At 68.3% G+C, this 22,229-nt stretch carries 22 protein-coding genes; 12 read left to right on the top strand and 10 right to left on the bottom strand.

Annotated elements, in window-relative coordinates:
• Positions 1-38: 38 nt before the first annotated feature.
• The 3 genes from ACFVUS_RS04055 to ACFVUS_RS04045 are packed head-to-tail and all read right to left on the bottom strand — an operon-like array spanning position 39 to position 2,406.
• Positions 39-1,118: a quinone-dependent dihydroorotate dehydrogenase gene (locus ACFVUS_RS04055; RefSeq protein WP_387765394.1), complete on the bottom strand. Its 1,080-nt coding sequence runs from the start codon at positions 1,116-1,118 to the stop codon at positions 39-41.
• 17 nt (positions 1,119-1,135) lie between these two features.
• Positions 1,136-1,399 (bottom strand): DUF5703 family protein, encoded by a 264-nt coding sequence (locus ACFVUS_RS04050; RefSeq protein ID WP_364634212.1) that lies wholly within the window; start codon positions 1,397-1,399, stop codon positions 1,136-1,138.
• Positions 1,399-2,406: a YncE family protein gene (locus ACFVUS_RS04045; protein WP_387761672.1), complete on the bottom strand. Its 1,008-nt coding sequence runs from the start codon at positions 2,404-2,406 to the stop codon at positions 1,399-1,401. Before ACFVUS_RS04045 ends, ACFVUS_RS04050 begins: the two co-directional genes overlap by 1 nt.
• A gap of 247 nt (positions 2,407-2,653) precedes the next feature.
• Here ACFVUS_RS04045 and ACFVUS_RS04040 point away from each other — a divergent pair, with 247 nt between their 5' ends.
• The 4 genes from ACFVUS_RS04040 to ACFVUS_RS04025 all read left to right on the top strand — a co-directional run bounded on the left by ACFVUS_RS04040 (position 2,654) and on the right by ACFVUS_RS04025 (position 6,210).
• Positions 2,654-3,025, top strand: a complete 372-nt coding sequence (locus ACFVUS_RS04040; protein ID WP_387761671.1) for a hypothetical protein — start codon at positions 2,654-2,656, stop codon at positions 3,023-3,025.
• Positions 3,026-3,155: 130 nt separating this feature from the next.
• The gene (locus ACFVUS_RS04035) at positions 3,156-3,692 is read left to right on the top strand and encodes a hypothetical protein (protein ID WP_387761670.1); all 537 of its coding nucleotides are present in this window, start codon (positions 3,156-3,158) and stop codon (positions 3,690-3,692) included.
• Positions 3,692-5,845, top strand: coding sequence for an MMPL family transporter (locus ACFVUS_RS04030; RefSeq protein ID WP_387761669.1), 2,154 nt, complete (start codon positions 3,692-3,694; stop codon positions 5,843-5,845). The genes ACFVUS_RS04035 and ACFVUS_RS04030 overlap by 1 nt, the downstream gene beginning before the upstream one ends.
• Entirely contained in the window at positions 5,836-6,210 is a 375-nt protein-coding gene (locus tag ACFVUS_RS04025) for a DUF2568 domain-containing protein (RefSeq protein ID WP_387761668.1), read from the top strand. Before ACFVUS_RS04030 ends, ACFVUS_RS04025 begins: the two co-directional genes overlap by 10 nt.
• A 58-nt stretch (positions 6,211-6,268) precedes the next feature.
• On the opposite strand, the gene ACFVUS_RS04020 is transcribed toward ACFVUS_RS04025, so the two are convergent.
• From ACFVUS_RS04020 to ACFVUS_RS03995, 6 genes are all read right to left on the bottom strand, one after another.
• Positions 6,269-6,781, bottom strand: coding sequence for a GNAT family N-acetyltransferase (locus ACFVUS_RS04020; RefSeq protein ID WP_387761667.1), 513 nt, complete (start codon positions 6,779-6,781; stop codon positions 6,269-6,271).
• Between the two features lie 232 nt (positions 6,782-7,013).
• Positions 7,014-7,433 (bottom strand): hypothetical protein, encoded by a 420-nt coding sequence (locus tag ACFVUS_RS04015; RefSeq protein WP_387761666.1) that lies wholly within the window; start codon positions 7,431-7,433, stop codon positions 7,014-7,016.
• Between the two features lie 105 nt (positions 7,434-7,538).
• Positions 7,539-8,393: a heme ABC transporter ATP-binding protein gene (locus tag ACFVUS_RS04010; protein ID WP_387761665.1), complete on the bottom strand. Its 855-nt coding sequence runs from the start codon at positions 8,391-8,393 to the stop codon at positions 7,539-7,541.
• On the bottom strand, positions 8,390-9,475 hold the full coding sequence (locus ACFVUS_RS04005) for a FecCD family ABC transporter permease (protein WP_387765392.1): 1,086 nt from the start codon (positions 9,473-9,475) through the stop codon (positions 8,390-8,392). The genes ACFVUS_RS04010 and ACFVUS_RS04005 overlap by 4 nt, the downstream gene beginning before the upstream one ends.
• Before the next feature lie 134 nt (positions 9,476-9,609).
• Positions 9,610-10,653 (bottom strand): hemin ABC transporter substrate-binding protein, encoded by a 1,044-nt coding sequence (locus ACFVUS_RS04000; RefSeq protein ID WP_387761664.1) that lies wholly within the window; start codon positions 10,651-10,653, stop codon positions 9,610-9,612.
• A 34-nt stretch (positions 10,654-10,687) separates the two neighbouring features.
• Positions 10,688-11,644: an aldo/keto reductase gene (locus tag ACFVUS_RS03995; RefSeq protein WP_387761663.1), complete on the bottom strand. Its 957-nt coding sequence runs from the start codon at positions 11,642-11,644 to the stop codon at positions 10,688-10,690.
• Positions 11,645-11,687: 43 nt separating this feature from the next.
• On the opposite strand from ACFVUS_RS03995, the gene ACFVUS_RS03990 reads away from it, so the two are divergent.
• The 7 genes from ACFVUS_RS03990 to ACFVUS_RS03960 all read left to right on the top strand — a co-directional run bounded on the left by ACFVUS_RS03990 (position 11,688) and on the right by ACFVUS_RS03960 (position 20,796).
• Positions 11,688-12,968, top strand: a complete 1,281-nt coding sequence (locus ACFVUS_RS03990; protein ID WP_387761662.1) for an undecaprenyl-diphosphate phosphatase — start codon at positions 11,688-11,690, stop codon at positions 12,966-12,968.
• A gap of 16 nt (positions 12,969-12,984) precedes the next feature.
• Entirely contained in the window at positions 12,985-13,719 is a 735-nt protein-coding gene (locus tag ACFVUS_RS03985) for a histidine phosphatase family protein (RefSeq protein ID WP_387761661.1), read from the top strand.
• Positions 13,720-13,746: 27 nt separating this feature from the next.
• Complete coding sequence (locus ACFVUS_RS03980; protein WP_387761660.1) at positions 13,747-14,337, top strand: DUF3090 domain-containing protein; 591 nt, start codon at positions 13,747-13,749, stop codon at positions 14,335-14,337.
• Position 14,338: 1 nt separating this feature from the next.
• Complete coding sequence (locus ACFVUS_RS03975; protein WP_387761659.1) at positions 14,339-15,118, top strand: SCO1664 family protein; 780 nt, start codon at positions 14,339-14,341, stop codon at positions 15,116-15,118.
• A 174-nt stretch (positions 15,119-15,292) separates the two neighbouring features.
• Complete coding sequence (mshC, locus tag ACFVUS_RS03970; RefSeq protein WP_387761658.1) at positions 15,293-16,531, top strand: cysteine--1-D-myo-inosityl 2-amino-2-deoxy-alpha-D-glucopyranoside ligase; 1,239 nt, start codon at positions 15,293-15,295, stop codon at positions 16,529-16,531.
• 224 nt (positions 16,532-16,755) lie between these two features.
• Positions 16,756-19,731, top strand: coding sequence for a crotonase/enoyl-CoA hydratase family protein (locus tag ACFVUS_RS03965; protein WP_387761657.1), 2,976 nt, complete (start codon positions 16,756-16,758; stop codon positions 19,729-19,731).
• 165 nt (positions 19,732-19,896) lie between these two features.
• Positions 19,897-20,796, top strand: a complete 900-nt coding sequence (locus ACFVUS_RS03960) for an alpha/beta fold hydrolase (protein ID WP_387761656.1) — start codon at positions 19,897-19,899, stop codon at positions 20,794-20,796.
• Between the two features lie 25 nt (positions 20,797-20,821).
• Here the strand turns inward: ACFVUS_RS03960 and ACFVUS_RS03955 are convergent, their stop codons facing one another.
• The gene (locus ACFVUS_RS03955; RefSeq protein ID WP_387761655.1) at positions 20,822-21,274 is read right to left on the bottom strand and encodes a helix-turn-helix domain-containing protein; all 453 of its coding nucleotides are present in this window, start codon (positions 21,272-21,274) and stop codon (positions 20,822-20,824) included.
• A 76-nt stretch (positions 21,275-21,350) separates the two neighbouring features.
• On the opposite strand from ACFVUS_RS03955, the gene ACFVUS_RS03950 reads away from it, so the two are divergent.
• A complete protein-coding gene (locus tag ACFVUS_RS03950; RefSeq protein WP_387761654.1) occupies positions 21,351-22,190 on the top strand; it encodes a class I SAM-dependent methyltransferase in 840 nt (279 codons plus the stop codon).
• Positions 22,191-22,229: the final 39 nt, after the last annotated feature.

Here is a 22,229-nt window from a genome sequence, read left to right as displayed (position 1 = left end):
GCGCCGACCGCAGAGTCGCGGTCAGCGCAGCAGAACGCTCAGGCGCGAGCGGTATGCCCCGCGCCCACGGCCTGACCCAGGCTCGAATACCCGTGCGCGCGCAGTTTGACCGCGAGCCCGCGGTGAATGCGCCGCGCCCAGAACGGCCCGCCGTAGATGAACCCGGTGTAGCCCTGCAACAGGGTGGCGCCCGCCAGAATCCGCTCCCACGCCTGATCGGCGGTCTCGATACCGCCGACCGAGATGAGCACCAGCTGATCGCCCACGCGCGCGTACAACCGGCGCAGCACCTCGAGCGAGCGATCGGCCACCGGCGGACCGGACAGTCCGCCCGCGCCCAGCGCCGCCACCTCGTCGGCGGGGGTGTTGAGCCCGTCGCGGCGAATCGTGGTGTTGGTGGCCACGATTCCGGCCAGCCCCAACTCCACCGCCAGATCGGCGACCGCGTCGATGTCCTCGTCGGTCAGATCCGGTGCGATCTTGACCAGCACCGGCACCGACACCGTATCGAGCACCGCCTGCAGCAGCGGCCGCAGCGAGGCCACCGCCTGCAGATCCCGCAGCCCGGGGGTATTGGGCGAACTCACGTTCACCACAACGAAATCCGCGAGCGGCCCCAGCAGGCGCGCGCTGCTGGCATAGTCGGCGGCGGCGTCGGCGGCCTCGACCACCTTGGTCTTGCCGATATTCGCCCCGATCGGAATCCCACCGGCGCGCCGGCGCGACAGATGCGAAGCCGCCTGTGCCGCACCGTGATTGTTGAATCCCATCCGATTGATCAGCGCCCGGTCCGCGGGCAACCGGAACAGGCGCGGCGCGGGATTGCCCGGCTGCGCCTGCGCGGTCACGGTGCCGATCTCGGCGTAGCCGAAGCCCAGCGGCCCCCACGCCTCGGCGCCCTCGGCGTCCTTGTCGAAGCCGGCGGCCAACCCGAGCGGGGCCGGGAAATCGATCCCGAACGCGCGGGTGGCCAGCACCGGATCATCGGCGACAAGCACTTTCGAGGTGATCCAGCGGCCCGGGGCGAACCGGGTGGCCAGTTTCATCGCACCGAATGCGAGATGATGAATACGCTCCGGGGGGAGCAGGAACATCACCTTCAACAGCAGGGCGTACAGGCGCTCAGACATGCGGGTTACATCACCGCCTCGGGTGTCGGGGATAGTAGGGAACTCTTGCGGCGGCGCAGCAGCACGCGACGGCTGCCGTCGGTGTAGGCGCGCACCCGCGACAACTCCCAGCCGCCGTATTCGGCCTGAATGGCCAGGCGCATGGAGGCGGTCACGCGATTCATTTCCGGGGGTAGTCGCAACGGCACGTATTCGTACTCGTCGCTGGTTTCCTCCCAGCCGGCCGGTAGTGCGCGCGAATTATGCGCTGATCGTGAGGCCCGAGCCATCACTGCCCTCTCTTCCGCTGGTCCGCGCTGATCCGCTGCAGACCGTCACCGGTCGCGGATCCCACGAACAGGTCACCGGTACGAGCGTCGACGGTGACCGTATTGGGCTGGCGCACCGTCGGGTAGCGCCCCACCTCTACCGGTATACCCGTCGACAGGTCGTAACCGACGACTTGGTTACTGCCTGTCAGCGTCACCCACACGGTCTCGGACCGCGGATCGTAGGCGAGTGCGTAGGGCGAAGATCCTACCGGGAAACGCTGGCGCAGGACCAAGGGATCGGCGGTGTAGACCAGCAGTTCGGATCCGGCGGTATCGGTGACGATGCGGCGGCCGAAGTGATCGCCGATCAGATTGGTAGCTCCGTCACCGGTGCGCAGGGTCAGTCCGAGGCGTTTATCGGGCAGGTTCAACTCGGTCAGCGCGCTCTGGCGGCGGTCCAGCACCACGACGGTATCGGTGCTGGTATCGATGGCATCGGCCGAGGCCAGGCCCGAAATGCTTTCCCGCACAGCGCCATCGGAGCCCACGATGAGCACCTTGCCGGTGGCGAGCCCGGCGACGAGATCTCCGTCGGCGCGCAGCGCGACCGAACGCACGTCTCCGTCGACGGCGATCTCGGTGAGCTTGGCGGTGGCCGCGTCCAGGCGAACGACCTTGCCGGGCACCGCGATCAGGATCTCCCCGGGCTTACCGGCGGCCAGCGCGGCGGCCGGACCGGGCAGCGGCACCGTGCGGGTGCCACTGGTGTCGATGAGCGAGAGCGTCTTTCCCGCATCGGTGAGCACGGCCAGGATCCCGGTGGACGGTTCTGCCAGTAGCGCGCCGACCGCGGCGAACGGGGTCACCGCACCGGTCGGGGTGGCGGCGGCCACGGGCGCGGCGGCGGGGGTGGCGGGTTCGATGGTGGGTTTGTCCCCGCCATCGTCGTTGGAGGAACATCCGGCCAGCAGGGTCAGCACGGCCGCACCCGCGAGGGCCGACCGGATCCAGCCGCGACGGCGCATGCAGCGAACTCCTTACCTGACCGACAAAACGTATGCGTGCTCACCAATATGACCATGTTGCCCGACCACGCCCGGTGGGCGGGGTCTTGGTTCACGGCGCGCCGTCATGCGCTACATGACGGGGCACACATTCGGAATCGCGAGTGCATACGCGGTCAGTTATATGACGTGACATGGGGTTTGGGGGAGCGTGTCGGGGGCAACGGTTACCGTGGAAGGTAATAGTGGGCGCTGACAGGGAGATTCGTTGGTAACCGACCACACCTCGGGCTTACCGGAGCCCGCTTTCGCCGTCGAGGACATCACCGTGGGCCATTACGCGCACGGCTTCGGTGTCACCGGCGACGGGCGCTCGTTCGCGTTCCGCACGGTGCGGGCCACGCTCACCCTGGAGATCTACCGCCCCGACCTCGATACCGAGGTGCCCGCCGCCGAGGATGTGGTGGCTGTGGCGGTGGCCCGGGTCACCGATATCGATCTCGACGATGAACGCAGCATCATCGCCCTGGTGCGCGATCTGGTCCCCGAGGCGGTGCCGGTGCGCGCGGTGCAACCCCTGGAAGCCAGCACGGTCCGCGCGCTATTGGGCCGCCTGGGCGCGGTACTGGACGGAATCTGAGACCCGCGCGCCCGGGCGGCGGTCATGAGCTCGGACACTCGGTCGCGCACATGTGACGCGCGAGTCAGCTTCCACAGGTTCGCATGATTGACTGTGGGCAAGTAACCGCAGTTCGAGCATGAGGAAGTTGATGGCTTTTCGACGACCGGCCGCAGCAGCACTGATCATCACCGTCCTCGGTCTCACCGTCAGCGCGTGCGGTGGCGGTTCCGATGACGAGTCCTCGGTGGCGGCCGCGCGCTCCTCGGCCTATGCCGCGCTGAGTTCGTCCTCGCAGGCCGCGGCCGTCTCGAGCGCGAACCGCCCGCCGCTGCCGACCGCGGCCGAACTGGACGCCCAGATCAAGGCGGCGCTGGATCCGTCGCTGCCCGATGCCGATCGCACCGCGCTGATCGAGGACGGGGAGGCGTTCAAGGACGCCATCCCGGATATGTACAAAGCGCTGCAGGACAATCCGCGCGCGGTGTACGGGGTCAAGGATCCGGTGTTCGACAATCACGACGGCACCCTGACCGCGACGCTGAGCCTGGACAAGGACGGCACCGGCTCCAATGTGCGCACCACGGTGGTGCATTTCGTGAACAAGGACGGGCGCTGGAAGATCTCGCGCACCGATCTGTGCGGCATTCTGCGCTCGGCCGACTATCGCACCGCGGCCTGCGGCTGATGGTCGGTAGGACCGGTGAGCGCGCACCCCGGGTCATGATCGAAAAACCTGCCGACCGGTCGCGCTCGCTGCGATGGGGACGCCTCATTCACAAACACCGCTATCTGGTGTTCGCGGTGTTCGGGCTGACCGTACTGGCCTCGGGGTTCTACGGCCGCGATCTGGGTGATCATCTGACCCAGGAGGGCTGGTTCGACGAATCCAGCGAATCGGTCGCCGCCTCCAAACTCGCCGATTCCACCTTCGGGCGCGATACCGACAGCGATCTGATCGTGGTCTACACCGCCCCGCCCGGGCACACCCTCGATGACGAGCCGATGCGCTCGGCGGTCACCGATGAGCTGAATCGATTGCGCGCCAAGCATTCCGAGCAGATCCTCAAGATCGACTCGTATTGGGACGGCGCACTCATGGGCCAGTTCGCCGACCCCTCGCGCACGCACGCCTTCGCCAGTATCGGCCTGCGCGGGGACGGCGGCACCGACACGGTCAACAATTACATGGCCATCAAGGACGAATTCCACGCCGGCGCACCGGGTTCGGGACCGGGCGGCACCACCGTGCAATTGGCGGGCATGCAACCGGTGGTCGAGGGCATCAACACCGGGATGCAGAACGATATCCATCGCGCCGAGCTGATCGCGCTGCCGATCGTGGCGATCCTGCTGTACTTCGTGTTCGGTGGCGTGGTGGGCGCGCTGCTGCCGGTGCTCATCGGCGGTATGACGATTCTGGGCACCCAGGGCATCATGCGCGCGCTCACCGATCACATCCAGGTCAACGTATTCGCTTCGGCCGTGGTCACTTTGGTGAGTCTGGGTCTGGCCATCGATTACGGATTGTTCGCGGTCACCCGGTTCCGGGAGGAGCTGGCGGCCGGGCGCACCGTGGAGGAGGCGACCGCGCGCACCGTGGCCACCGCCGGGCGCACCGTGCTGTTCTCGGCGGCGATCATCGCGGTGAGCCTGGGCGCGCTGTTCATCTACCCGAACGGGGTGCTGCGCTCGGTGCCGCTCGGCGGTATCAGCGCGGTGCTGCTGGCGGCGGTGCTGTCGGTGACCGCGCTGCCGGCGATGTTGAGCATCGTGGGGCGGCGCATCGATCTGTGGGGCTGGCATCGCCTGGCCAGTATCCGCACCGCCGAACAGATCGACGCCGGATTCTTCTCGCGGCTGGCCACATTCGCGATGCGCAAACCGTGGCTGGTGATCGCGCCGATCGTGCTCATGCTGCTGGCGTTGATCCTGCCGTTCCGCAGTATCGAGTTCGGCGGGCTCAACGAGCGCTATCTGGCCTCGGACAATCCGGCGCGGGTGGCGCAGCAGGATTTCGATCGCATGTTCCCGCAGTTCCGCACCGAACCGCTCAAACTGGTGGTGGTGGGCGCGAACCCGCAGCAGCTCAGCGATATTCGATACGAGGCGAATCAGGTCAGTGCCGCGCATATGACCGGGCCGTTCGATCCGGTCGCACCGACCAAGGACGCGGTGACGGTGCTGGGCAGTGGCCTGGCCGATGACCGCGACGCCGATACGGTGATGACGGCGCTGCGTGGAATCGAGAAACCGCCCGGGGTGCAGGTGATGGTGGCCGGGGTGCCCGCGCTCGAACGCGACAGCATTCTCGGGCTGATCAAGGGTCTGCCGCTGCTGGCGGCCATCCTGATCACCGCGGCGCTGGCACTGATGTACGTGGCGTTCCGGTCGCTGGTGCTGGCGATCAAAGCCGTGGTGATGAGCGCGCTCTCGCTCGGTGCGACCCTGGGCATTCTGACCTGGATCTTCGTCGAGGGGCACGGGGCGGGCCTGTTCAACTTCACGCCCGGACCGCTCATGTTCGCGGTCCTGGTGTTGATCGTGACGGTGTTGTTCGGGCTGTCCACCGATTACGAGGTGTTCCTGCAATCGCGCATGGCCGAGGCACGCGCGGACGGCGCGTCCGCGCCCGAGGCCATCCGGTACGGGATCGCGCACACCGGCGGCGTGATCACCTCCGCCGCGGCCATTCTCATCGTGGTGACGGGAGCCTTCGGGTTCTCCGATCTGGTGTTGATGAAGTACATCGCTTACGGCATGATCGCGGCACTGCTATTGGACGCCACGGTGATTCGCATGCTGCTCACCCCGGCGGTACTGAAACTGGTGTGGCGTTGAATGTGCTCAAGGGCGCGAATCTGCTGCTGATGTTCCTGCTGGAACTGTGCGTGCTGGGTTCGGCCATCGCGTGGGGTTTCAGCCTCGATGTCCCGGTGATCGTGCGGGTGCCGGTCGCGGTCGGCGCGGTCGCGGTCTTCGTCGCGGTGTGGGCGATATTCGGGGCGGCTCATGACGCGCGGATTCCGGTGCGCGGCTGGCGGCGTGCGGTTCTGGAGATCGGGTGGTTCGGGGCGGCCGGGGTGTTGCTGGGCTTCGCCTGGCGCCCCATCGCCGGGCTGGTGCTCTTTCTGCTGTGGCTGGGCAATGCGGGCCTGCGGCTGCTGTGGGGGCAGGTGTACGCGGCCGGAACGGAAGCGCCGTAACCGCTCGCTGAAACCGGATAACCCCGCGGAACCGATACCGGTTCCGCGGGGTTTCCCGCTAGACGCCGAAAGGTGTTGCGTAGCGGATGATTCCGCTCGGCAACGGCGAGTCGTCCAGGCTCATCACCATCAGCGCCTCATCGGGAACCTCGACACCCATGGCGATGCCGTATTTCGAGGCGCGCTCGAAACCGAAGCGCGGGTAGTACTCGGGATGTCCGAGCACGGTGACGAATCGTTCACCGCGGGTGGCGGCTTCGCGCAAGACCGCGCGAATGAGTGCACCGCCCACACCGGTGCGCTGATACTCCGGCAGCACCGCCACCGGGGCCAGGCAGAGCGCCTCGGTGTCACCGATATGGTTGCGGGTCAACAGGATATGCGCGATCGGGGTGTCGGTGTCGTCGGTGGCGACCAGGGACAGGCCATCGATCCAGGCGGAGTCGGTGCGCAATTGGTCGACCAGATCGGCCTCGGCGGGGGTGTCGAAGGCTGCGGCGTTGATGGCGTGTACGCGGGTGATGTCCGCGCTGTTTTCGGTACGGATGGTCCAGGACCGGTGTGTGCTCATGAGGCACAGACCCTTTCGTGTACGAGGAACCGTCGCGCGTCAGGCGCGAGCGGGAGGGCGGGAACGGGTCAGGCCGTCGCCGCGGGGGACGTGGTGATCCGGCTGGCGGCAACGGCCATACGCGCGGTCATCAACATCACTCCCTGGTTCTCGTGGCACACGAAGGTGCGGAATTCGGACGCGCCCAGCCTAACAGAAGCTGGGCGACCGTCCAGCTATTTCGAGGCCAGTGTCACCACCGGCGGCGCGCCCGCAGGCCCGCGATACCGACCAGCAGGTCCGCGGCGATCTCGAACAAGGCGGCGAACCAGGAGAAACCGTTGACCTTGGCACTGGCGGGCGGGTTGATGAAGCTGTCGCTGAACGGGCCGAACCAGTCCGGGAACACGTGCACCAGGGTGAAGCCGACGGCGCTGGCGAAACCGATGCCGATCGCGAAGGTCGGGGCCCAGCGGTGACCGGTGAAGACCAGGGCGATGGTGATCAGCGCGATCGCCGATTGCACGAAGCCCAGGACCATGACGGTCATCGAGACGGTGCTCATGCCGCGGCGCAGGTGGTCCGCGCCGTGGGTCGCCAGTGCCACCGCGAATATGACGGTGGCCCAGCGTAATTGGAGTGAGGTTGCGGCGGGGGCAGAGGTTTCGAGCATGGCGACATCCAGGGGTGCGATGGTGCGCGGCCGAGTAGTACTACTTATCGTAGTATTTCTTGGCGGTGCTGTCGGCACTTTCGGACAAGTCGCGTGAATCCGTGGTCAGGACCGCCCGCGCACCGGGAGCACCAATTGCGCGCCGGTGGCCGGATGGTCGAACACATCGACCGGATGCTTGTAGACGCGGGTGAGCAACTCGGTGGTGAGTACCTCGCGCGGCGGGCCGTCGGCGGCGATGCGACCCGAGTCCAGGACCGCGACCCGATCGGCGTAGGCGGCGGCGACACCGAGATCGTGCAGTACGACCACCACGGCCGCGCCGGCGGTGGCGCGTTCGCGGGCCAGGTGCAGGACCTGTTCCTGATGACCCAGATCCAGCGCGGCCGTCGGCTCGTCCAGCAGTAGCGTCGCGGTGTCCTGGGCCAGCACGCGCGCCAGCGCGACGCGGGCGCGTTCACCACCGGACAGGGCCGGGAAGGGCCGTCCGGCAAGGTGTTTCACATCGGTCGCGGCCAAGGCGTCGGCGATGTATCGCTCGTCGGCGTCCTGGCGGTCGGTGCGCGCCCAGGGGGCGCGGCCCATGGCGACGACTTCGCGTGCGGTGAACGGGAATCCGACGGTGTGGTTCTGCGGCAGTACCGCACGGCGGCGCGCCATATCCAGGTGCGCCCACTCGCCCAGGGGTTTGCCGTCGAGCTCGACGGTGCCCTCGGACGGGTCGAGTTCGCCCGCCAACGCGGCCAGCAGCGTGGATTTGCCCGCGCCGTTGGGGCCGACCAGGGCCACGATCTGCCCGGCGATGACCTCGAAATCGACACCGTCCAGGACTCGGTTGCCGCCGGTGCGGACCAGTCCGACCCCGCGTGCGCGCAGGGTGACCTCGCCGATTTTCGGGGTCTCGGGCAGCTCGTGGGCGCGGGCGAAAACCCCGGTGATGCTTCGCAATACGGTGCTCACGCCCAGCCTCCCGAACGGGCGCGGGTGCGCCGCAGCAGCCAGAAGAAGAACGGCCCGCCCACCAGGGAGGTGAGCATGCCCAGCGGCAGATCCGCGTTGTGCACCAGGGCGCGCGAACCGATATCGGCCGCGACCAGCACCACCGCGCCCACGATCGCCGAGAGCGGGATGAGTACCCGATGGCCGGGGCCCACGAGCATGCGCACCAGATGCGGCACGATCAAGCCGACGAACAGGATGATGCCGGTGAACGCCACACCCGCGGTCGCCAGCACCGCGACCACGACGATCACATTGCGGCGCAGGCGTTCCACGTCCACGCCCAGATGCCGGGCCGCGGATTCGCCCAGTGCCAGCAGGTCCAGGCGCGGGGCCATCAGGATCGCGGCGGCCACACCGAGCGCGGTCAGCGGCGCGACCACGTACACCGATTCCCAGGTGGCCCCGTTGAGCGAGCCCATCTGCCAGAACACGATCTGATCCCGGGCGGCCGGGGAGGCACTGAACAGCAGGAACGAGATGAGCCCGCCCGCGAAGGCGTTGATGGCCACACCGGTGAGCACCAGGGTCACCACTTCGGTGCGCCCGTTCGAGCGCGAGAGCACATACACCAGCAGTGTGGTGAGCAGTCCGGCCACGAACGCGCCCGCCGCCACCGACCAGGACGCCACGAACGCCCCACCGACCACGATGACCGTGCCCGCGCCCACCGCCGCACCCGCCGAAACGCCGATGACACCGGGCTCGGCAAGGGGATTGGCGAACACACCCTGCAACAGCGCACCGGCCGTGGCCAGTGCCGCACCGACGAGCATCGCCATCACCACGCGCGGAAACCGCACCTCCCACAACGTGACATCCCCGGCGGGATGCTTGGGCATCGGACCCCAATCCAGCCCGATGCGATGCAGGAAGCTGCCCGCGACTTCCAGGGGTGTCGTGGGCACCTGCCCCACGGCCGCCGAGATCAACGCCAGCAGCACCAGCGCGGCCAGCGATCCGGCGAAGATGAGCGTGGTCCGCGAGGCCGACCCCCGCCGCGACTTGCCTTGTCCGCCTACGGAATCGACCTCGGCGTTCAAATCCGGCACCGACTGCACATCGGCATCATGCGCGGCGTTCGCGGAATCCGGTGCTGGGACATCCTCGTTCGAGGGGTCGGGGGAGTGCGCCGGGGGCACGGTTCGGTCCTGTGCGTCGGGGTGAGCGGGGTTGGTCATGCCGTCTTTTCGCCGTAGACGGCCTTGACCAGGGCGGCGACGACGCGGCCGGTGTTGGGGCCGAAGCTCAGCACGACCGCGTCGGACATGTCGACCACGCGCTTGTTCTTGCCGGCGGGGGTTTGGGCGATGCCGGGGACCTTGGCCAGGCCGTCGATGCCGCCGACCGAGGCCAGGCCGTCGGTCATGACGATGAGCACGTCGGGGGCGGCGGCGATGAGGGCTTCGCTGGTGATCGGGATGAACGGTTCCTTGATGCCCGAGGCGGTGCCGGCGTCGGTCGCGCCCAGGGATGCGATGAGCGAGTCCGCGCCCGAACCGGGTCCGGCGATCATGGTGATGGCGGTGCTGCGCAGGTACAGGAACGCGATGCGCAGTTTCGGGTCCTGGGCGGGGACGGTCGCGGTGGCGGCGGCGATCTCGTCCTTGGTGCGCTGGGCGAGTTTGCGTCCGGCCTCGGGGACGCCCAGTGCGTCGGCCACGGCCTGGATCTGCGGGCCGACACCGTCGATGGTGCGCTGCGGATCCAGGTAGACCGTGGTGATGCCCAGGGCCTTGAGCTGATCGCGCATGACCGGGGTGGCGCTGGTGCTGTCGGTGAGCAGCACCGAAGGCCGCAGTGCGGCAATGGCTTCCACGTTCATCGAGCCCGAACCGCCCGCGACGTTGGCCACGTCCTTGACCGCGGGGAAGTCCGCGGAGGTGGAGCGCCCCACCAGTTTCGAGCCCAGTCCGAGCGCGTACACGGTCTGCGCGAAGGTGCCCGAGCGGTCGACCGCGATGATGCGGCTCGAATCGGTGACGGTCACCTCGCCGCCGTCGTAGCTGTGCACGGTGACCGGCAGGGTCGGGGTGGGTTCGGGGCCGATCGGCACCGGGTTGGCGTCACCGACGGTGGCGGTGGCCGGTCCCTGGTGACCGGCCGCCGGTGTGGTCGTGCCACTGGTGCAGGCGGTGGCGCCGATGAGCAGACCGGCGCCGAGCACAGCGGCGGCGGTGCGCATCAGGACCGCTGATCGGGCATTCGCGAGACACCTCATGCAGGTAAGGCTAGCCATCGCTCATTTCCAGCGCTCATTCGGTGCGGGCACTGACGTCGCCGAGTGCGGCGGTGATGGCGCGCGGCAGCTCCAGGGTTTCGGCGGCGAGCACACCGGTGAGCTGGCCGATATCGCGGGCGCCGACGATCATGCTCGCCACGCCCGGCTGATCGCGAATCCACGCCAGCGCCACCGCCAATGGCGAGGTGCCCAACCCGTCCGCGGCGGTCACCACCGCATCGACCACGCGTACCGCGCGATCGTCGAGGCTGGCGTTGATCTCCGCGGCGGTGGCCTCGTCCGCCCCGCGCGAGTCCGCGGGCACGCCGTCGCGGTATTTGCCGGTCAGGATGCCCCCGGCCAGTGGCGCGGTGGCGATGATGCCCAGGCCGTGATGCTGTGCGGCGGGCACGAATTCGTGTTCCACCCCGCGCGCGAGCAGCGAATACGGGGTTTGCGCGGCGGTCAACGGTGCGGCCGCGGCCAGGGTGGCCAGCTGCCAGCCGTCATAGCCGCGCACACCCGCGTACCGCACGCGCCCGGTGCGCACCGCGTATTCGAGAGTGCCCGCGACCTCTTCCAAAGGTGTGTGTGGATCCCACGCGGCCACGGTCCACAGATCCAGGTGATCGGTGCCCAGCATGCGCAGGGTTTGATCGAGTTGGCGCATCATGGTGCGGCGCGAGGCGTCCACGCTCCAGCGGATGGTGGCGGGTCCGGCGGCCGGATCGGTATGCACCGCACGCTGTCCCGAGCACACGCTCAATACCAGGTCCTCGCGCCCGATCTCGGCGACCAGGGGTCCCAGAATCCGTTGCGCGGCACCGTCGCAGTACGCCGGGGAGGTGTCCACCAGGGTGCCGCCCGCTTCGGCGAAGGCCGCCAATTGCGCTGCGGCGTCCTCGGCGTCGGTCTCCCGGCCCCAGGTGTGGGTGGCCAGTCCGAGCCGGGAAACTCGGAGCCCGCTGCGCCCCACCGTCCGCTGTTCCATCACCGCGCATGCACTTTCGTCACACACGTCAGCCTAAGCGCACATGTCCCGTCCGCCCCGCTATGCCTCGCCGGGCCGCGCGCATATCGATTCGCGCGCGATACGGTGCGGCCGTCGCCGCCGATCGCGCAATCCCCCTCTGGACCACCATGTTTGCGTGTTCGGACCGACCTCGGCGGCGTATCGAGCGCGGCGGTTCCGGCGTGCCCGCGGTGACGGTGCGGGAGCGGTGCGGCGGTTCGCCGCCCGGTTCGGTGCTTCCGCTGACGGGTGTTCTCGCGCGCCCTGTAGGGTCACCGGCGGTATTCGCGGCGAATGCGTCGCGCGTGGGCGAATTGTCCACCGGCAGCCGACGATTCGGGACTGGAGGATGTGCGTGGGCGAGTCGATGACGTGGGTGCAGGCCCTGATATTGGGTCTGGTGCAGGGCTTGACGGAGTTTCTGCCGATTTCGTCCTCGGCGCACATGCGCATCGTGTCGGCGGTCTTCTTCGGCGATGACGCGGGCGCGTCGTTCACCGCGGTCACCCAATTGGGTACCGAGGCCGCGGTGCTGGTGTATTTCGCCAAGGACATCTGGCGAATCCTGGTGGCCTGGTTCACCACCATCTCGTGGAAGATCACCGGGCGTGAGCCCGCGCGGGTGCCGCTGCACGATCAGCCCACCACGGTGCTGCCGGTCTATCGCGACGATGTGCCCGGCGGCTATGTGCTCGATCCCGATTCCCAGCGCGATCTGGACTATCGCATCGGCTGGTATGTGATCATCGCCACCATCCCGATCGGGGTGATCGGATTCCTGCTCAAGGACCAAATCCGTACCGGCGCAAGGAATCTGTGGCTGGTCTCGACCATGCTGATCGTGTTCGCGCTGGTGATCGCGGCCGCGGAGTACTACGGCGAGAAGCGCCGCCCCATCGAACAGCTCACCACCCGCGACGGCCTGATCATGGGCTTCGCGCAATGCCTGGCGCTCATTCCGGGCGTGTCGCGCTCGGGTGCGACGTCCTCGGCGGGTCTGTTCATCGGCCTGACTCGTGAAGCCGCCGTGCGCTTCTCATTCCTGCTCGCGATTCCCGCGGTGCTGGCCTCGGGCCTGTTCTCACTGCCCGATGCCTTCGAACCCGCCGGTGAGGGCCTCAACGCCTCGGGCCCGCAGATCCTGGTCGCGACCATTGTCGCCTTCACCGTCGGTTACGCCTCGGTGGCATGGCTGCTGCGGTTCGTGACCAAGCACTCCCTGGATTGGTTCGTGGGCTACCGCATCATCCTGGGCCTGACGGTGATGGCGCTGCTGGCGACCGGCGTCGTCAGCGCGACCTAGCACGTAGGCTGTCCCGGTGACGGTGATCCTGTTGCGGCACGGCGTCTCCACGTCGAACACTGCCCGCACCCTGGCCGGCCGCAGCGCCGGCGTCGATCTCACCGACCGCGGGCGCGAGCAGGCGCATACGGTCGCACAGCGACTGGGGTCGCTGCCCATCGAGCACATCGTGACCTCACCGCTGCTGCGGTGTCAGCGCACCGTCGCCCCGCTGGCGGACAAGCTCGGGATCGAGGCCGAACCCGATGAGCGCCTGCTCGAGGTGGATTACGGCGACTGGACCGGGCGGGCGCTGAGCGAGCTGGTGAACGAGCCGCTGTGGAAGGTGGTGCAGCGGCACGCCTCGGGTGCGGTGTTCCCCTCGGGTGAGGGTTTGGCGCAGGTTCAGTTCCGCGCGGTTTCCGCTGTGCGCGAACACGACCGGATTCTGGGAGAGAAACACGGCGGCGATGTGTTGTGGGTGGCGTGCACCCATGGGGATGTGATCAAGTCGCTGCTGGCGGACGCGTTCGGAATTCACCTGGACGGTTTCCAGCGCATCGTGGTCGAACCGGCCTCGATCAGTGTGGTCCGCTACAGTCCGACCGCTCCGTACGTGTGGCGGCTCAATGACACCGGCTCGGATCTGTCCGCCTTGGCGGCGATTTCGCCGCAAACCGGCGGCGAATCCAGATCGGGACCGGTGCCCGGCGGTGAAACGGGCAATACCGGTAGTACGGATAATGGGGTAGCGGAGCGCCCCGATTCTTAGTGGTGAGTGAGCTTTGGAGGAGGTGCCATGGGCCGAGCAATCCATATTTTCCGCACCCCCGATCGATTCATCGCCGGCACCGTCGGCGAGCCGGGTGACCGCGCCTTCTACCTGCAGGCCGTGCAGGAGCCGCGCGTGGTCAGCGTGTTGCTGGAGAAGCAGCAGGTGAAAGTGCTGGCCGATCGGATGGGTCTGCTATTGGACGAGGTGGCGCGGCGTTTCGGCACCCCGGTGCCCCCGCAACCGGCCGATGTGGCCGATGTCGCGCCGCTGGCCACCCCGATAGAGGCCGAATTCCGGGTCGGCACCATGGGTTTGGGCTGGGACGCGGACGCGAACGCGGTGGTGGTGGAGCTGTTGGCGATCACCGAGACCGAGGTCGACGAATCGGTGGTGCTCGATGACACCGAGGAGGGCCCGGACGCGGTGCGGGTATTCCTGACCCCGGTGCAGGCGCGTGAATTCGCGTTGCGTTCCACCCGGGTGATCGCGGCGGGTCGCAAACCGTGTCCGCTGTGCGATGAACCGTTGTCCCCGACCGGGCATATGTGTGTGCGCACCAACGGGTACAAGCGCGGCGAGATCTTCGGCGCCACGAGTGAGCCGGAAGAGGATTGACGTGTCGAACGACCCGCTGCGCACCGCCGAGCTGACGGTGATCGGGCAGGTCACCACCGCCAGCAATGTGACGCTGGTGTGCGAGGCCGAGCAGGACGAGTCCGAGGTGCTGCGCGTGGTGTACAAACCGGTGCGCGGGGAACGTCCGCTGTGGGATTTCCCCGACGGCACCCTGGCGCAGCGCGAGGTCGCCTCGTACGCGGTATCGGAGGCGCTGGGCTGGGGTGTGATTCCGGAAACGGTGTTGCGCGAGGGCCCGTACGGGATCGGCATGGTGCAGCGCTGGATCGATATCGTCGACGAGGGTCCGGATCTGGTGGATCTGGTGCCCGTGGGGCAGATTCCGGACGGGTATCGGGAGGTGCTGCGGGCCTTGGATCCGTCCGGGCATCCGGTGTCGCTGGTGCACGCGGCAGACCCGCGGCTACTGCGCATGGCGGTGCTCGATGTGCTGATCAACAATGCCGATCGCAAGGGCGGGCATGTGCTGTCCGGGGTCGACGGGCGGGTGTACGGGGTCGATCACGGCATCTGCCTCAATGCCGAACCCAAATTGCGCACGGTGCTGTGGGGTTGGGCCGGTGAGCCGATCGAGGACGAATTGCTCACCGACATCACGGTTTTGGTCAAAGCGCTGCCGGGTGAGCTGGGTAACCGGCTCGCCGAGCTGATCACCGACACCGAGATCGAGGCGCTGGGTGCCCGCGCGCAGGAGTTGCTCGAGCATCCGGTGTTGCCGCTGCCGTCGAGCCAGCGGCCGATCCCCTGGCCGGCGTTCTGATCACCTCGAGTCCGTGACAACGCGAAAAACGTTGCCTGCATCATGATTTCAACCATTGACGTGTGCGCGGGCGTCATTAAAGTGCAGGTCGAGCGGTACCTCACAACACGGGTGCAAGTACCGGTGACCGGGGGCGCGCGGGCTGGACGCCCGTCACACAGTTAACCTCGATTCATGCAGTCCTGGTCCGATACCGCTGTCCCGACCGTCCCCGGATCCGGACCGGCGTTACGTTTGTTCGACACCGCCGATCGGCAGGTGCGCCCGGTCACCCCCGGCGCGACCGCCACCATGTACGTCTGCGGGATCACCCCCTATGACGCCACCCACCTCGGTCACGCCGCCACCTATCTGACCTTCGATCTGGTCAACCGGCTCTGGCGCGATGCCGGACATGACGTGCACTATGTGCAGAACGTCACCGATGTCGATGATCCGCTGTTCGAGCGGGCCGCACGCGACGGTATCGACTGGCGCGATCTGGGCACGCGGGAGATCAATCTGTTCCGCGAGGATATGGAAGCGCTGCGTGTGGTGCCGCCCGCGCACTACATCGGGGCGATCGAATCGGTGCAGGAGGTCGTCGAACTCGTCGACAAGCTGCTGGCCTCGGGTGCGGCGTATGTGGTCGACGACGCGCAGTATCCCGATATCTACTTCCGGCATGACGCCACCGATCAGTTCGGTTACGAGTCCGGCTATGACCGGGCCACCATGGACAAGCTGTTCGCCGAACGCGGCGGCGATCCGGATCGCCCGGGTAAGCGCGATCCCATCGACGCGCTGCTGTGGCGGGCCGAGCGCGAGGGTGAGCCGTCCTGGCCGGCCCCGTTCGGTGCGGGCCGCCCGGGCTGGCATATCGAGTGTGCGGCGATCGCGCTCAACCGTATCGGCACCGAATTCGATATCCAGGGTGGCGGCAGCGATCTGATCTACCCGCATCACGAGTACTCCACCGCGCACGCCGAGGCGCTGGTCAAGGGCCGCCGCTTCGCCCGCCACTACGTGCACGCCGGGCTGATCGGCCTCGATGGCGAGAAGATGTCCAAATCGCGCGGCAACCTGGTGTTCGTGTCCAAGCTGCGCCGCTCGGGCACCGACCCGGCCGCGATCCGCCTGGGCCTGTTCTCCGGGCACTACCGTCATGACCGCGAATGGTCCGATGCGGTACTCACCGAAGCGCTCTCGCGCCTGGACCGCTGGCGCTCGGCGGTCGCACTGGCGTCCGGCCCCGATGCCGCGGACACCATCGCCCGCCTGCGCCAGCACCTGGCCGATGACCTGGACACCCCCAAAGCCCTTGCCGCGGTGGACAGCTGGGCCCAGCAGGCCCTGAACTACGGTGGCCCCGACGCGGACGCTCCGGCGGCGATCCGTGCCGCGGTGGACGCGCTGCTCGGCATCAGCCTGTAGCGGGTACTCCGGCGGGGTTCGGATCGCACCGCGCGACAACGACAATCGCCCGAAGTTCCGGCACTCGCCATATCGCGAATCGCCCACGGCCCACGCGGCGGTGGGCGATTCTCGTTTCGCCCGGTGGTGAAGTCGCGGCCCGGGCCGGGCACCCCTCCCGCTCGGCGCCGGATGGCGATACGGTGAGGCTTTAATGCTCTCATCCTCAATGAGGAGGTTCGACGGTGAGTTCGGTGCCCGGATTCGACAAATTCCGTGCTGTGCGAAAGCAATTGCGGGCCGGTGGTGATCTGCTGGGCGCGGTGCGCCGGGATCCGCGCATCGTGCGCGATCTGGTGGCGGGGTTCACCGGGCAGCAGCAGCCGCCGGAACCGGTGGATCTGGGTGAGCGCACACCGCCCGCCGGGTTGAGCGAGTTCGTGCGGACCGCACACGCCCAGCAGGACCTGGACGTCGACGCGGGGACGGCGTTGGCGTATCTGGTGGATCTGCACCGGATTCCGGAGTGGGTCACCTTCCACGCGGGCTGGCGCGGTGAGGCGCCCGGGCAGGCCGAGGCGGGTCTGGAGTACGGGCAGGTCGCCAAGTTCATGGGCATTCCCGCCGATCTGCGCTGGACCGTGGAGTCGGTCGATGAGACCGGCCTGTACGTGCGCGGTACCGGACCGCAAGGGTTGACCCTCGGATTGTGGATCACGGTAACCCCAGCCGGGCCCGGGTCGACGGTGTATCTGGATGCGGGACTGGCCGGACAGCCGATCGAAGGCCCCCTGGGTGGGACCGTCGCGCGCAGTCTCGGTGACGCGCTGGCCGAGTCGCTCACCGGGCTGCCCGCGGCGATCGCGGCCGCCGGACCGGCATCGCGTCCGTCACGGAAAGCCGTGCGGCACAAGGCCTCCGGTGCGGTGCTCGCGCCGTCGACGCCGGTGCTGGTGGGTGTGGGTCAGATTGTGAATCGCACCCCCGATCCCGGTTATGTCGATCCGTCGGAGTTGGCGGTGCGGGCGCTGCGCGCCGCGGCCACCGATACCGGTGCCGGACAGGCGCTGCTGGCGCGCGCGGACGCGGTGTATTCGGTGTCCCCGACCTCGTGGCAGTACCGGGATCTGGGTGCGCTGGTCGCCCGGGCGGTGGGCGCGGGCACGGTGGAGACGGTGCAGTCGAGTCCGTTCGGTGGTGACGGCGGGCAATTGGTGCTCAATGAGGCGGCCGCGGCGATCGCGGCGGGCGACTACGACGTGGTGCTGGTGACCGGAGCCGAAGCCGGTGCCACCCAGGCCGCTGCCCAGCGCGCGGGCGTGGAAGTGCAATGGCCGGTACAGGATTCGGGGGTGCGTCCCACGCGTACGGTCGGTATCGACAAGGCCGCGAACAACGCGCCCGAGACCGAGTCCGGGCTGCTGGCTCCGATCAATATGTACGCGCTGCTCGAGTCGGCGAACCGGCATCGCCTGGGCCGCACTCCCGCCGAGCACGCGCAGGCGGTGGCCGAGTTGTGGTCGCGGCTGTCGGCGGTGGCGGCGGGCAATCCGAACGCCTGGCAGCCGCAGGAGTTGAGCCCGGCGGAGATCGCGACGGCGACCGAGGCCAACCGCATGATCTCCGCGCCGTATACCAAACTCGAATGCGCGAATCTGACCGTCGATATGGCCTCGGGCATCATCATGTGCAGCGCCGCGGCCGCCGAGGCCGCGGGTATTCCGCAGGACAAGTGGGTGTTCCTGCACGCGGGCGCGTCGGGCAGCGATGAATGGTTCGTCTCCGAACGCACCGAACTCGCGGCGTCCCCGGCCATTCGTGCCCTGGGCGCGGCGGTGTTCGATCACACCGGTGTTCGCCCGGAGGATCTGGCCCATATCGACCTGTACGCGTGCTTCCCGGTCGCGGTGCAGATCGCCGCGCGCGAGCTGGGTTTGCCCGCCGATGACCCCAAGCGTCCGCTGTCGGTGACCGGCGGGCTGACCTTCGGTGGCGGCCCGGGCAACAACTATGGCGGTCACGCGGTCGCGACCCTGGTGCAGCGGCTGCGCGCCGAACCCGAATCCTTCGGCCTGTCCACGTCTCTGGGCTGGTATCTGACCAAACACGCGATCGGCCTCTACTCCGCGACCCCGCCCGCGTCGGCCTACCGGCATCTGACCCCGGTGATCGAGCACCCGCCCAAGCGCCGCGCCCGCACCGGCTACGACGGCCCCGCCGTGGTCGAGGCCTACACCCTGCCCTATGACCGCGACGGCCATCCCGAAGCCGCGATCCTGAGCCTGCTCACCGCCGAGGGCGATCGAGTGCTGCTGCGCAGCACCGATTCCGCGCTGCTCACCGAGTTGAGCGGCGAGGGGACGGCGGTCGATGGGGATCTGCTCGGGTTGCCGGTGACGGTGACCGGGGATCTGGTGCGGGTCGATGGCACCGAGCGGGTCGAATTGCCCGCCGCGCCACCGGCTCCGGTGTTGATCGAGCGGCGCGGGCACGTGATGGTGATTACGATCAATCGGCCCAGGGTGCGCAATGCGATCGATTTGGCGACCGCGCTGGGGCTCGAGCGGGCGATCGACGCCTATGAGGCGGATCCGAACGCGCGGATCGCGATTCTGACCGGTGCGGGTGGATATTTCAGTGCCGGAATGGATCTCAAGGCCGCCGCGCGCGGTGAGGTGCCGGTGACCGAGAAGCGCGGCATTCTGGGGATCGTGTCCACGCCCCCACGTAAACCCTTGATCGCGGCGGTGGAGGGTCCGGCGCTGGCGGGCGGGTGTGAGCTGGCGTTGTCGGCGGATCTGATTGTGGCGGCGCAGGATTCGACGTTCGGCATTCCGGAGGTCAAGCGTGGTCTGGTGGCCGTGGGCGGTGGGGTGCTGCGCCTGTCGCAACGTCTGCCGCGCGCGATCGCGATGGAGCTGACCTTGACCGGTGATCCGATCACCGCGACCCGGGCGGCGGAGCTGGGTTTGATCAATCAGGTCGCCGCGCCCGGTAAGGCCCTGGAGGCGGCGCTGGAGTTGGCCGAGCGGATCGCGGTGAACGCCCCGCTGAGTATCGACGCCGGTAAGCAGATCATCGATCAGGCCCCGGATTGGTCCACCGCCGAGGCGTTCTCGCGCCAGGGTCAGGTCGCCGCGGCGGCGCTGTCCTCCGAGGATGCCGGTGAGGGTATGCGCGCGTTCGTGGAGAAGCGCCCCGCGGTGTGGCGGGGCCGCTGAGCGGGATTTTCCCGCCGATTTCACGGTCCGGGGTGCCGGGGTGGAATATGTTGTGGCACAACCGCACTCGCCGATCGGGCGGGTGCGGGCGCGCACCGGGTCGCGGTGCGCGCCTTCGGCCCCATCCGCTGACGCGGGTGGGGCCGCGCTCGAAGAGAGGTACCTATGACATCGGCTGACACCGGTGAGTCCGCGCTGGAGTTGCGGCGGGACGGTTTATTGCTGTCGGCACGGCAGTTCGGGGAGGCCGACGCACCGCTGGTGATGCTGCTGCACGGTTTCCCGGATTCCCCACACAGCTGGGACGGGGTGATCCCGCTGCTGGTCGATTCCGGTTTCCAGGTGCTGACTCCGTGGCTGCGCGGCTACACCCCCGGGTCGGCGCGCCGTAATGCCCGCTATGACCTGATGGCGGTCGCGGACGATATCGCGGCCTGGCATCGCGCCCTGGGTGGTCCGCCCACGCATCTGGTGGGCCATGACTGGGGTGCGTTCGCGGCGATGGTGCTGTCCAAACGCCAACCCCGCCAATGGCTTTCCCTGACCCAGCTGGCGATCCCGCCGTTCGGCGCCGGTTTCCCGCCGGCCGCGGCGCGGCATCTGCCCCGGCAAACGGTGATGTCGTCCTATATCCCGGTGATGCAGTCCGGTGCCTCACATCGCCTGCTGACCCGGCACGACGCGGCGTTCGTGCGCCGGTTGTGGCGGCGCTGGTCTCCGGGCTGGGATTTCACCGAGGACGAGTTCGCGCCCACCGCAACGGTTTTCACCGATCCCGCGACCGCGCACGCGGCGACCCGCTACTACCGGTCGCTGTTCACCGTGCATCGCGCCCCCACGCGCGGGTTTCACCGGGTGCTGATGGCGGCTCCGGCACCGATTCCGACGCTGGCGCTGTCCGGTGCGCGCGATGGCTGCATGTCCCCGCCGATGCAGTTGGCGCTGGCGCGCAGTGCGGGGGTCGATGCCGTGCAGATCCCGGACGCGGGCCATTTCCTGCATGCCGAACAGCCCGTCGCGGTGGCCGAACGCCTGCTGCCGCATCTGCACGCCACCTCACGCTGAACCGTCCGCGCACCGAAGCCGAACCTCATACCGGCAGTGTGCGTCCGATCCGATGCGGTTGCGGCCGTGCCGGATCGGCGGTGGCGGCGTCGAGCAGCTGCTGGAAGGTGGGGCATTGCAGATGGGTGGGCGCGGAGCAGTGCGCGGCATGGCGCAGGCTCTCGCTCAGTGAGCTCAGGCGCGCGATGGTGCGGTCGAGTTCATCGGCTTTGGCCGCGAGCAGCGCGCGGTCCAGGTCCGGGTCGCCGTCGGGGGTGAACATGCGCCCGATTTCGTCGAGGCTGAATCCGGCGGCGCGCCCCATCCCGATCAGCGCCAGCTGTCGCAGTACCCCGGGCGCGAAGACGCGGCGTTGGCCGCGCCGCCCGATGGAGGTGATGAGGTTGCGTTCCTCGTAGTAGCGCAGGGTCGAGGCGGGTATGCCCGAGCGGGTGACGACTTCCCCGATATCGAGATCCGCGCCGGTGCCGGGGTGCATGGCTTGACCTCCAGTCGACTTGAACTGACACAGTGAAGTCTGTACCGCAGATCCCGGTGAAGCAAAGGAGATCCCCATGGCGAGCGCACCGCAGGCCGATGAGCAGAGCACCCGCTGGAACGGCCCGTCCGGGCACGCGTGGGTGCAGTGGCAGCAGCTGCTGGATCAGGTGATGAAACCGCTCGAGGAGTTGCTGGTGCGGCCGGTGGTCGCCGGATCGGGTGCGCGCCTGCTCGATGTGGGATGCGGGGCCGGGGCCACGACGCTGGCGGCGGCGCGGCGGGTGGGCGCGCCGGGCAGCTGTACCGGGGTCGATATCTCCGAGCCGATGATCGCCGCGGCGCGGGCGCGCGGGGCGGAGTCGGGTGCGCGCGTGGACTTTCTGCTCGCCGACGCCCAAACCCACGCGTTCGATCCGGGCTCGTTCGATCTGATCCTGTCCCGGTTCGGGGTGATGTTCTTTCCCGATCCGGTGGCCGCGTTCACCAATCTGCGCAGGGCCACCCGAGAGGGCGGTGCGCTGCGGTTCCTGGCGTGGCGCGGCACCGATGACAATCCGTTCATGACGACCGCCGAGCGCGCGGCCGCACCGCTGCTGCCGAATCTGCCGCCGCGCGTGCCGAATCAGCCGGGTCAGTTCGGTTTCGCCGATCCGGAGTTCGTGCGCGGGGTCCTCGACACGAGCGGCTGGGCCGATATCTCGGTGCGCCCGGCCGATGTGCGGTGCGCGATGCCCGAGGAGTCACTGGTCGGGTATTTCACCCAGTTCGGCCCGGTCGGTCAGGTGCTGCCCGAGGCCGATGAGCCCACTCGCGCTCAGGTGATCGAGGTGGTGCGGGCGGCGTTCGAGCCGTTCGTGGACGGCGATCAGGTGCGCTATACCTCCGCGTGCTGGATGGTCCACGCGCGCGCGTGATGACTCCTGTTCCAGCACAGCAGTATTCGCACCCGATGC

Origin of the sequence: Nocardia sp. NPDC058058 (genome assembly GCF_042885355.1) — a bacterium.
In the GTDB taxonomy this organism is placed as follows: domain Bacteria; phylum Actinomycetota; class Actinomycetes; order Mycobacteriales; family Mycobacteriaceae; genus Nocardia.
Note: the sequence above shows the minus strand (reverse complement) of the source record. Positions and strands in the feature narration are given on the sequence as shown.

Excerpts from the sequence above, each read along its gene's own strand:
- ACFVUS_RS03960 (WP_387761656.1), top strand. The coding sequence starts at position 19,897 with ATGACATCGGCTGACACCGGTGAGTCCGCGCTGGAGTTGCGGCGGGAC.
- ACFVUS_RS03950 (WP_387761654.1), top strand. The coding sequence starts at position 21,351 with ATGGCGAGCGCACCGCAGGCCGATGAGCAGAGCACCCGCTGGAACGGC.
- ACFVUS_RS04030 (WP_387761669.1), top strand. The coding sequence starts at position 3,692 with ATGGTCGGTAGGACCGGTGAGCGCGCACCCCGGGTCATGATCGAAAAA.
- ACFVUS_RS04000 (WP_387761664.1), bottom strand. The coding sequence starts at position 10,653 with ATGAGGTGTCTCGCGAATGCCCGATCAGCGGTCCTGATGCGCACCGCC.
- ACFVUS_RS04050 (WP_364634212.1), bottom strand. The coding sequence starts at position 1,399 with ATGGCTCGGGCCTCACGATCAGCGCATAATTCGCGCGCACTACCGGCC.
- ACFVUS_RS03955 (WP_387761655.1), bottom strand. The coding sequence starts at position 21,274 with ATGCACCCCGGCACCGGCGCGGATCTCGATATCGGGGAAGTCGTCACC.
- ACFVUS_RS03995 (WP_387761663.1), bottom strand. The coding sequence starts at position 11,644 with ATGGAACAGCGGACGGTGGGGCGCAGCGGGCTCCGAGTTTCCCGGCTC.
- ACFVUS_RS04015 (WP_387761666.1), bottom strand. The coding sequence starts at position 7,433 with ATGCTCGAAACCTCTGCCCCCGCCGCAACCTCACTCCAATTACGCTGG.
- mshC (WP_387761658.1), top strand. The coding sequence starts at position 15,293 with ATGCAGTCCTGGTCCGATACCGCTGTCCCGACCGTCCCCGGATCCGGA.
- ACFVUS_RS04045 (WP_387761672.1), bottom strand. The coding sequence starts at position 2,406 with ATGCGCCGTCGCGGCTGGATCCGGTCGGCCCTCGCGGGTGCGGCCGTG.
- ACFVUS_RS03980 (WP_387761660.1), top strand. The coding sequence starts at position 13,747 with ATGGGCCGAGCAATCCATATTTTCCGCACCCCCGATCGATTCATCGCC.
- ACFVUS_RS03990 (WP_387761662.1), top strand. The coding sequence starts at position 11,688 with ATGTCCCGTCCGCCCCGCTATGCCTCGCCGGGCCGCGCGCATATCGAT.
- ACFVUS_RS04035 (WP_387761670.1), top strand. The coding sequence starts at position 3,156 with ATGGCTTTTCGACGACCGGCCGCAGCAGCACTGATCATCACCGTCCTC.
- ACFVUS_RS04020 (WP_387761667.1), bottom strand. The coding sequence starts at position 6,781 with ATGAGCACACACCGGTCCTGGACCATCCGTACCGAAAACAGCGCGGAC.